Origin of the sequence: Methylocaldum sp. (genome assembly GCF_039794385.1) — a bacterium.
GTDB lineage: Bacteria > Pseudomonadota > Gammaproteobacteria > Methylococcales > Methylococcaceae > Methylocaldum.
In genome coordinates this window covers 1-10,186 of the sequence record NZ_JBDIVO010000158.1, presented here as the reverse complement: position 1 = coordinate 10,186, position 10,186 = coordinate 1, and the positions used below count along the sequence as shown (strand labels likewise).

Here is a 10,186-nt window from a genome sequence, read left to right as displayed (position 1 = left end):
ATGCAGCACGGGTACGGTTCCGGAATCGCCGACAGGATATGTCTTGACCAGATCGACGACTTCGATGAGTGACGGAGGCATACCCTTAATGCATCCTGACCCTAAAGGAGCCGCCGGTACCGCCGCTGCCTCGGCCCGAATCGGCAGCGTCTTTTCGCTGGTCTTCGGTGACCAGCGGATCGTCTTCCTTGAGATCGCCTTCGACCAGTTCCACGAACTTGCCGTCGGTGATTCCCGTGCGCACCGGGACGGCCACCGGATTTCCTTCTTCCAAGCGATAAACCGCCTTCCCCTTGGGCTTGGGGGTTTTCGTGTCTTCCGCGCCTTCCGTCGGCTCGTAGCGTAGCGCGGCCACCGGCAGCCTAAGTACATTCTTGCGCTCGTCGACGACGATGGTGACGAAAGCCGTCATGCCGGGCATCAGGATCTCGTCAGGATTGTCGACATCGATTACGACGTTATAGGTCACGACGTTTTGGAGAACCTGCGAGTTCAGACGGATCTGGCGCACGGTTCCGACGAAATCCCGTCCCGGAAACGCGTCGACCGCGAAATGTACGGTTTGGCCGACCCTCACCTTGCCCACGTCCGCTTCGGCGACCGTGGTGTCGATCTGCATCTTCTTCAGGTCCTGGGCGATGGTGAAAAGGGTAGGGGTCTGGAAGCTCGCGGCTACGGTCTGGCCCACATCCACGTTCCGCGACACCACAACGCCCGATACCGGCGAGACGATCACGCTGTAGCGCAGATTGGTCTCGTCGCGATGCACCTGAGCGGTGGCGGCGGCCACTTGCGCCCTGGCCGCACCCAACGCCTGTATCGCCGCATCCAATTCGGCGCGGGAGATATAGTCCTGCCCGAACAGGGCGCGAGCACGCCGCTCGTTGGCCTCCGCCAGCTGCAAAGATGCGCGGGCATTGGCCACGTTGGCGCGGCTCTGATCGAGCTGGGCGCGGAACAGGGCCGGGTCCAATTCGGCAAGCACCTGGCCTTCGCGGACTCGATCGTTAAAGTCGGCGTGGAGCGTCTGGACCGTACCGGACACCTGGGTGCCGACGTTGACCAGCACCACGGGATTCAAGGTTCCATTGGCGGAAACGGTTTGCTGGATATCGCCCCGGGCGACCGGAGCCGTGCGGTAGGCGGAGGCATCGGCGGCATGCCGGTTCTTGTTCCACAGTACGAATCCGCCGGCGACCAGGGCCAAGATGAGCAACAAGATTAAGAGTTTCGAACGCGACATCATGAACCTTGATTAAGGGAAATTGGTCTTTTTTTCCACCGCCCGCGAACTGGCGCCGATCTCGGTCGGATCCAGAGCGCCTATCGCCTGCGCGAGGCGGGCTTTGCCGATGTGCCAGTTATAGCGGGCCTGGACGTGCTGCAAGCGGGCATTGGCAAGATCGGCTTCGGCGTTCAGAAGTTCCAGAATGCTGCCCGCTCCGGCTTTATAACGGCCCAAGGCTACCTTTTCCGCCTGGGTCGCGCTTGCCAAGAGATCGTTCGTGCTGGACAGCGTTTCCCGCGTGGTATTCAAATCGAAATAGGCGCGCCACACGTCGAGAGCGATCGTTTGATCCAATTGATCGCGGGTGGCTTCCTGGACCGATACCTGTTCCTCGGCGCTCCGAATCTGGTAGGTATTGGCGAATCCGGTGAATAGCGGCACGCTGAGTTGCAGACCGACCGACCAGCTTTGGAAGCTTTGCGAGATGCTGGAATCGCTGTAGGCGTAATTGCTCACCAGCGAAACAGTCGGCAGGCTGCCCGAGCGCGCCGATCTCACATTCGCCTCGGCCGCTCGGACCTGGGCCTCGGCCGCAGCCAAATCCGGACGCAACGCTTTCGCTTCTTCGATCAAGGCTTGCACGTCGCGTTCCCGTTCCGCATCCGGCTCGATGAAGGCGGGCGGCTCGATGTCCAACGACGCATGGGGCTTGAGGCCCATGGCGTTGGCCAGAACTCCCAAGGCATTCTGCGCGTCGCCGGTGGCTCTCTGGCGGTTGAGTTTGGCTTGCGCGTAGGCGGTTTGAGCTTGCAGCTTGTCGGCGAGAGCTGCCGCGCCGACCTCGTAACGAAATGCCGCCGCCTCGAATGCTTCCTCGCTGGACCGTTCGGAAGCTTCGGTGGCTTCGAGCGCCGAGCGGGCCGCGAACAACTGGTAATACGCTTGCACTGCGGTGAATAGCACGTTCTGCAGCGTCGATGCGTGGCTCCAGTTGGCGGCATCGAGCGCCGCCCGCGCATTTTCCAGTCGCGCGGATCGGCCGCCGAAATCGAACAGCAGATAGTTGAGGCTTACCGAGGGCGTGATCCGGAATTGTTCCCTGCCCCCGAAGGTTCCGCCACTAACCCCCGTTCCCAGGGGGAAGCCTTGCAATTGGCTTTGGGATACGCTTCCGGAGCCGGTCTGGCCGTATGAGGCCGTGGTGTTCAGGTTGACGGTAGGGAGGTAGGCGGCTTCCGCCACGCCGAACTGGGCCGCCTGAACCCGTGCGTTCGCCCAGGCTTGGCGGGTTTGCGGATTGTGGCAAAGCGCCTGGTCGATGATTTCGAGCAAGGACCAGGCTTGGCCGGCGCGTGCATCCGCCGGGCAGGGATCGCCCAGTCCGGGTTTCCGGACCGATCGCGCCGGAGTCGGCGCCACGGCTTTGCGAGTGTCCAGGGGATCTTCGAGAAACGGCGGACGTTCCGCCGCCGGCAAATCGTCGGCCAAGAGCATGCCGGCCAACAATAAGAATCTCAGCCCGGACGCGGGGCGTGGTCTGGCATTCATGCGTTCTTAGCGTTCGGGTTTTTCGAGCAAGCGCCGGCGTCCCTCACCCGATAATTCGGGCGCGGCCGTCAAGATCACCGTGTGCAGCGTGGTTTGCAGGGCGGTCATAGCATGGTCGCTTCGCTCCAATGCCGCTTCGAGAAGGTGCCGGTCGAACGGCTCGGCTTGGAGCGTCCGTCTGACCTCGTCGCGGGAGGCGCGCACCGCCTCGATGCGAGATACGAGTTCCGGCCGCTGCGCATCCAGGATGCTGCGGAACGTCGAGGCATCGTGCTCCGGCAATCGTGACGTGAACCGTTCTTCGAAAGATTCGATCGACAACCACGGACGCCGGTGCGTGTGTTTATAGGTGCCGACGCCGAGCCAGGCTGACAGAAACACGTTGAGTAGGAGCGAGCCCAGAAGAATCCAGGCGGTGGTTCGGGACGACAAGCTGAAAGGCTTCATCGATCGCTGAAATCCTCTTGCATGGGGGTAAGGGCAGCCGTGTTGAGCCAGTCCTCGGAGGTCGTGCCGTTGATTCCGCCGTACCAACCCAAGAGACAACCCATGATGAGCGCGAGACCGAAGGTGGCCACGCCCGGCCAATACGACGCAAACGGCCAAACGACGATGTCGGTCGGCGGCGCGATAGCGGAAACGGGCTGCTGCGGCAATGCGAGGGCTCGTTGGCAGATATGTTGCGCAAGCTGCTCGGATGGCGTTTCGATGCGCCAGAGATCGAGCAGACGGTCGATGCGCTCGGCCTCGGTGCGTTCTGCTCGAAAGCGCGAAGAGCCCGCCAGCCGGCGCCAGATCCCATGCGGCTTTGTCGGCCAACGCCGGGTATCGGCGCCGAAGGCGGCGAAATGATGTTTGAGGCGGGTCAATAGCATCGGACTCCTCCTAAGTTCGGATCAATGGGGCCAGACGTTCGCGTAGTGTGCGGCGCGCCCGGACCAGCAAAGCTTGCAAAGCGCCCACCGAGATCTCGAGAATTTCGGCGGCTTCGGCATTGCTGAACCCTTCGTAATAACACAGAACCAGGGCGCTCCTCTGGCGCATCGGCAGTTCCTCGACCGCCGAGGCGATCTGTTCGGCCTGCTGTTGCTGAGTCAGCACGGATTCCAAATCTGCGGCTTGGATAAGCGGTTCGTCGTCGCCCCAGGGCTCGTATCGGTCCCTGCGGCGGCGATCGATGCACAGATTGACGACAATCCGTCCCAACCAGACGGCGAAAGTGCCTTTTTGCGGGGACCACGCCGCGGCGTTTACCCAAACCCGCAGAAAGGCTTCCTGCACAACTTCCTCGGCCTCGGTCGATAGCCCGCTGATCCGCCGCGCCAGCGCATACATCCGGGGAGTATGGCGATGGACCAACAACGAAAATGCGTCGTGATCGCCTTGAGCGACCCGACTCATGAGGATTTCGTCGCGGATCGATGCGGTATCGCCGTTCTGCTCCTGTCGGCGGGACTGAAATCCGGTTCCGGATGTCATGATCGAGCAGGACAAATCGTTCACGACCAGTTGCTGTTTAGGTACGCCGATTCGATCGGAACGGCGGTGAGTGGATCGGCGTCCCCGATAGGCGAGCATCGTAGGTCGGCAATCCTTTGCCGACGCATGTATCGGCAAAGGATTGCCGACCTACCAAAAGAGATTGGTACCGGGGAAATTCGCGAAAACGCTTTCATATCTCTATATACGCAGGTACGGGAAAAAACCTGCGCGCGCTGAAATATCGGAAAACGGGGGCAGGACGGTCAGAAGAACTTCTCGTGCAGAGACAGGATGACTTCCATCACGATGAGAATGACGATGTACCACTCCACGCGGAGCGTCTGACGGCTGTTGACCAGGTCCAGATAGGTTTCGGCGGTGCGGGAGATCAGTTCCAGCTTGCGCGATAGCGCCAGATCCCGATCACGCAGTTCGTATTCGTAGGCCAGCCTCTCATAAAGGCGGTCGAGTTCGATGTCTTCCCAGGTGATTTCCGGCTTTTCGGTGACTTCGACGCGGCCCACGGTCCGGGTCAAAATCAACAAGACGTTGCCGATTTCGTTGAGTATCTCTTTCTTGTCCCGGGCGGGGCCTAGGCCCTGGCTCAGGCGTTCCGCCAGCCGCTCGACGCGGTCGAAGACCTCTCCGACGCTGCGTTCGTAATAACCCAGCACGCAGCTTTTCGCCAGCACGTGGGCGACGACTTGCAGCCGGCCCGTAGTCGCTTCGGTAAGACTCAATCGCCCATTTGTATCGAAGCGCTCGGGCCGGTCGGGATCGATGATGATGTCTACCTCGTCCGATTCGGGGTGCGCAAACGGATTTTGGACCGACGGTGCCAGGCGCTCGAGGATTTCCGTTTCTTCGGATCGGGTGAGACCGACGAGCACGACGACGCCGAAGCGAAAAATGAGGCTGTAACCCCTTGGACCCACCAGCATGGTCAGCGGTCCCACGGCGAGCCGACTGCCGCGCTCCAGATCCCGAATGTCGATGCGGGTCCCGAGAAACCAGGCCCGTGCGCGTAAAAATTGGGCGGCTTCGGTCGCCTTTTGAATGTCCTCCGTTTGCACCGGCTCTGGTCCTTATAGGCTATTCATCGCGTTTCGAAGCGGTATGCCGCTCGCCGAATTTTTCGGCGACCTGCTTGTAATAACGGTCGTGCAGCGCCAGGTTGCCGCCGCGCATTTCTCCCAGCCGCTGCACGAGCAGATGCAGCCGATTCAAACCCTCCCGGTATTGCGCCGATGAATCGTCGCACAGCTCGATCAGTCGGCCGACGTCTTCGATCTCCCGCCGCAAACGCACTTCCTCGGGAACATAGCCGGCGTTCTTGAGAACCCGGTACGCCATGCGCAGATCAGCAGGCACCAGGGCCAGTTCCTCTTCGTCGGGTACGGGTTTGCCGGCGCCGGGCAAATCGTTCAAATCGCCGCGCGCGATGGCCTCCCGGATTTTTTCTTCCGCGATTCGATCGAGAAATGCGAGCGTACTCATGGGGCTATGGAAAAACCTTAGTGATGCCTCTCGTGAATTTCCCGGTGCAGTGCCTTGTATTCCTCGGAGAGTTTGTGCTCCGGCGCGTAATGGATCAGCGGCTTGGATTCGCTATGGGATTCGCGCACCTTCACCGAGGGCGAAAGCTTGGTCTGCAATACCGGATGGCCTTCCGAGATCAGCTGGTTGACCAGTTGCTGAGGCAAATTGGCGCGGCCCTGGAACTGGTTGACGATGATGCCTTCGATTTCCAGCGCGTCGTTGTGGTCCGCCTTGATCTCGCCGATCACGGCCAGCAGGTTGTACAGCGCTTCCCGCGAAAAGGCGTCGCAATCGAAGGGAATCAGGCAGCGCCGGGCGGCGATCAAGGCCGATCGGCTGTAGAAGTTGAGTACCGGCGGCGTGTCGATATAGATGCGCTCGAATTCGCCGAGAGCATCCAGCGCCTCGCGCAGCTTGTAAATCTTATAACGGGATTCGAGCCGGCTCTGCAGCGGTTCCAATTCGGGATGCGAGGGCACCACATAGAGGTTAGGGAACGGCGTTTCGTGTATGGCGCTATCCAGCCCGGTGTTCGGGCTCTTGCCGAACAGGTTCAGGCTTAAGGTGTCCTTGAAGAAGTGGGCGATGCTGGCGTCCGGATCGGCCACCTTCTGGCCCAGCAAATAATGGGTGGAGTTGCCCTGGATATCGAGATCGACAACCAAGGTTTTCTTGCCTTCGGCGGCGCTGATGGCGGCGAGATTGCAGGCAATCGTGGACTTACCGACGCCCCCCTTTTGATTGAAAATAACGCGGCGCATAGAAGTTCTCTTGATGGATGGGTAAAAAATATCCAGAAAAGTATAGAGAACAATAGCATCCGATAGCTAGGGAAACCCCGAACAAATGAGGAAGCCGTTTGTGTCCGGCCTGCGTCTCGCACCCTTCCAATCGCAAACGGACCTTTAGTCGGTCCCTTCCAATCGCAAACGGCATCTCTGGGAGCGCCAGAGCTGCCCTTCCGACAAAGCCCTTCGCCGAGCCGATACGTCGGCAAGGGATTGCCGACCTACATATCCGAATCCCTTACACCGATTCGGAAAACGCTCTCTGGGAGCGCTAGAACGACCCTTCCAGGAGCGCCGGAGCCACCTTTTCAATCGCAAACGGTCGCTCGGAAACGCCGAAACCCGATCAAAGAACCGCGAGCCGATAAACGAGACCCGCCATGGCACAAATACCGATCAGAGGAATAACGCCCAGCTTGAAGCGGAGCAATGCCGTCGCCGAGGCTAGAGCGATTCCCACGGACAGCCAATCGACAGGGCTGTTCAGGCCGTTGGGCCAGAACAGGTGATAAGCGAAGAACACGGCAAGATTCAATATCACGCCCACCATGGCGGCGGTTATGCCGGTCAGGGGCGCGGTGAACTTGATGTTGCCATGGGTCGCTTCCGCCAGCGGCCCGCCCAGCAGGACGAGCAGAAACGACGGCAGAAACGTGAAATAGGTCGCGATCACCGCCCCGGCGGCACCTCCGAGCAAGGGCGCGCCGTCGATCAAATCCTTGCTCCAGCCGGCCAGGAAGCCCACGAAGGTAACCACCATAATCAAAGGACCCGGCGTGGTTTCTCCCAATGCCAGCCCATCCATCATTTGGGGAGCGGTCAGCCAGTGGTAATGCTCGACCGCCCCTTGATAAACGTAAGGCAGCACCGAGTAGGCGCCGCCGAAAGTCAGCAGGGCGGTTTTGGTGAAGAACCAGCCCATCTGAACGGCATCTCCCTGCCAGCCCCGATCCTGATCCAGGAGCGCCAGGATTCCTCCCCACGAAATCAGTCCGACGATCGCCAGGGCCATCAGCCTCGGCCGGGACAGCCTGGCGTGATCCGGCGTCGGCGTGCGGTCGTCTATGATCGATGGACCGAAGTTCTTGTCGGGGTTGCCGTGATCATCCGCGGCCCGGAAAAATCGCGGTGCGAGACGTCCGCCCAGGGCACCCAGCAGGGCCGCAGCCAGAATGATGGCGGGGAAAGGAACGGAGAGCACCGAAATGGCAAGAAAGGCCAGCACGGCGATGCTCCAAAGGACGCCGTTTTTCAGTGCCCGTGAACCGATGCGATAGGCGGCGAAAACCACGATCGCCACCACCGCCGGCTTGATGCCGTAGAGCACGCCGGCAACCGCCGGCAGACTGCCGAAAGTCATGTAAATCCAGGACAGCAGGATCAGAATGGCCAGAGAGGGCAGGATGAACAGGACGCCGGCGGCGATTCCGCCTCTGAGGCCATGGAGCAGCCAGCCGATATAGGTGGCCAGTTGCAAGGCTTCCGGCCCCGGCAGGAGCATGCAGTAGTTGAGGGCATGAAGATAGCGCCGCTCCGAAATCCAGCGCCGCCGTTCCACCAGTTCCTGGTGCATGATGGCGATTTGCCCGGCTGGCCCCCCGAAGCTGATGAAGCCCAGTTTCAGCCAGAACCGCAAGGCTTCGCCGAAGTTGACGGTGGGATTTTCGTTTGTAGCGAGGTATTCGATCGGGCCGTTTTGCTGATCCATTATTATCCGAGAAACGGCAGTTGGACGTGACGGAGTGTGCGGCGGGCGGGTCGCCTGGCAAGGCGCGACGCCGCCGCGGGGTAGTCTCCCGCAAGAAGGAGCAACGCCGCCAGGTGGCCCGCCCGCCGTGCAATCGGGTGCGTAGCGGCTTCACCCAAAAGGTGAGATTGATGCAGGGCGGGACGTTCAGGATTCATCGGGCTTTTCTGGTGCATCGAAGCGGTCAACTGCCGTTTCTAGGATTATTGGTGCCGAAACCTTGGGCGACCCAATAACGGCCGCGACATATTTTAACCTTTTAACTGTAGTGGACTGATTTCATAAATCGCCGGGACTGCAATCAGCGCGATTTCAGGACCGGATTAGTTGCAACTGAAAAAGCGCACGGGACCACATTCGCGGCCACTGAGCCTGCCATCATCGGCGCGGGACTGAAATTATCCGGTCCAGGACCACATTAGTTGCAACTGAGCGCCGGCGGCTTCGTCTTCGGATCGCCGTTGGCGTCATGACCATAAGCTCGATCGATGCGCTTCGTACCTCTGCGCATCCTATGCGAGCTCCCAACCATCCCGGCGACACGCCGGAAGGCACGCTCCGGGCCATTTTCAGACAGGCCGGAGGGTTCTTCCGTTCTATCACATTCGGCACTTCACTTAAGGAAATCAGAAGCAAATAACCAACGCCTGACCCCGTCCTGTATAGGATACGCACTGCGTACCTTTTTCAAAGATAGCATTACCCCTATGCGGGCTTTTTTGCCGCAGCCTGACCGTGTTTTTGAATACTTTGAGAAAGCTTGTAAAGAAAAGCCTTTTTTTCTGGCGTTGATATTCCTTTCATATAATCACCAAAGCGAGCATGTAAATAATCTATCCCTCCATGCACCGTTTCAAAAACATCCATAAACCTGTTATCTCCACCAAATATAATGACGTCCTCGTCAGAATAGATCGCTCCCCATTTCAAAGAACTGCCAAGCCAATAATGACCACTCATAGCCAACTCCCATGCCGGATTTGTTGAGGCATCGAACGTGGCCCAATCCAGCTTTTCATGCCATTGTTTGGGAGCAACCGACTCAGGAATGTCATTAAATGTTGTTAAACAGAAATATACACTCTTGTCTTTAGTTGCGAGATCACAGGCTTCGCAGAGTTTTAAATAGCCCTCGCGTTCAAATAAATCCTCTTGCTGCAATAGAATTCCTCGCCATGACTCTATTTTGAATGGGTAGTCTGGCAATACTTGACCGCTAAAATATGAAGCCTCAATTAGAGCCTTTATGTCACAGCTTAGTAAGTCATTCTCGGCCATACTGCGCCTGTCTAATATCTTATCTTTAATCTTGACTTAGGATTCGTAGCGTTTGGATTAGGTAGGTCGAGCGTCGGTCGACCACCTCGCGTTGAACTTGGATGGATATTCGCCGTTCCTCCTCCGGGGAGTGGGATTATGATTTTTCCATCAGGCGTTGTAATCCAGCCACCATCTGTGGGTAACTTCTTCGCATCGTCAAGGCACGCATCTTCGCCACCGCTACCAGAAAACTCTTTAACTTTTGACGTTTTATCTGTTGGCGTTTTATCCTTCAGAATATCGTTTATTGCATCTTCAACCTCAGGCGACACCGAATTGTACGATGGCGGATACGCGAGATCATTTGGGGATACTCCAGGTGGCAAATGGCACGAACCACTGAAACACAGCCCAAGGGGGTCAATCCAATTCACTGGACTCCCTCCCACATAGGCATAGGTATTGAGACCACCCTCGAGCCCGATCGGATCGCTCTCCAGATACCGCCCGAGGCTCGGATCGTAATCACGGAAGCCATTGTAGTGGAGCCCCGTCTCGGCGTCGAAGTACTGCCCCGGCAGGCGCAGATTGACG

11 protein-coding genes are annotated in these 10,186 nt (G+C 58.8%); all 11 read right to left on the bottom strand.

Annotated elements, in window-relative coordinates:
- Positions 1 to 85: 85 nt before the first annotated feature.
- Positions 86 to 1,219, bottom strand: a complete 1,134-nt coding sequence (locus tag ABJK70_RS13945; RefSeq protein WP_240507085.1) for an efflux RND transporter periplasmic adaptor subunit — start codon at positions 1,217 to 1,219, stop codon at positions 86 to 88.
- A 36-nt stretch (positions 1,220 to 1,255) separates the two neighbouring features.
- The gene (locus tag ABJK70_RS13940) at positions 1,256 to 2,776 is read right to left on the bottom strand and encodes a TolC family protein (RefSeq protein ID WP_086134955.1); all 1,521 of its coding nucleotides are present in this window, start codon (positions 2,774 to 2,776) and stop codon (positions 1,256 to 1,258) included.
- Positions 2,777 to 2,782: 6 nt separating this feature from the next.
- The gene (locus ABJK70_RS13935) at positions 2,783 to 3,223 is read right to left on the bottom strand and encodes a periplasmic heavy metal sensor (protein ID WP_077727853.1); all 441 of its coding nucleotides are present in this window, start codon (positions 3,221 to 3,223) and stop codon (positions 2,783 to 2,785) included.
- Positions 3,220 to 3,651, bottom strand: coding sequence for a hypothetical protein (locus tag ABJK70_RS13930; RefSeq protein WP_077727854.1), 432 nt, complete (start codon positions 3,649 to 3,651; stop codon positions 3,220 to 3,222). Before ABJK70_RS13930 ends, ABJK70_RS13935 begins: the two co-directional genes overlap by 4 nt.
- Positions 3,652 to 3,661: 10 nt before the next feature.
- Complete coding sequence (locus tag ABJK70_RS13925; protein WP_347258268.1) at positions 3,662 to 4,354, bottom strand: sigma-70 family RNA polymerase sigma factor; 693 nt, start codon at positions 4,352 to 4,354, stop codon at positions 3,662 to 3,664.
- Positions 4,355 to 4,521: 167 nt separating this feature from the next.
- A complete protein-coding gene (locus tag ABJK70_RS13920) occupies positions 4,522 to 5,331 on the bottom strand; it encodes an RMD1 family protein (RefSeq protein ID WP_347258267.1) in 810 nt (269 codons plus the stop codon).
- A 19-nt stretch (positions 5,332 to 5,350) separates the two neighbouring features.
- Positions 5,351 to 5,755, bottom strand: coding sequence for a DUF1992 domain-containing protein (locus ABJK70_RS13915; RefSeq protein ID WP_077727855.1), 405 nt, complete (start codon positions 5,753 to 5,755; stop codon positions 5,351 to 5,353).
- Between the two features lie 17 nt (positions 5,756 to 5,772).
- Positions 5,773 to 6,558 (bottom strand): ParA family protein, encoded by a 786-nt coding sequence (locus ABJK70_RS13910; protein WP_077727856.1) that lies wholly within the window; start codon positions 6,556 to 6,558, stop codon positions 5,773 to 5,775.
- A gap of 373 nt (positions 6,559 to 6,931) precedes the next feature.
- Positions 6,932 to 8,293, bottom strand: a complete 1,362-nt coding sequence (gene chrA, locus ABJK70_RS13905; protein ID WP_347258266.1) for a chromate efflux transporter — start codon at positions 8,291 to 8,293, stop codon at positions 6,932 to 6,934.
- 744 nt (positions 8,294 to 9,037) lie between these two features.
- Complete coding sequence (locus ABJK70_RS13900) at positions 9,038 to 9,610, bottom strand: hypothetical protein (protein WP_156879622.1); 573 nt, start codon at positions 9,608 to 9,610, stop codon at positions 9,038 to 9,040.
- Between the two features lie 11 nt (positions 9,611 to 9,621).
- On the bottom strand, positions 9,622 to 10,186 hold a 565-nt coding region (locus tag ABJK70_RS13895; protein WP_347258265.1), incomplete at its 5' end, for an RHS repeat-associated core domain-containing protein.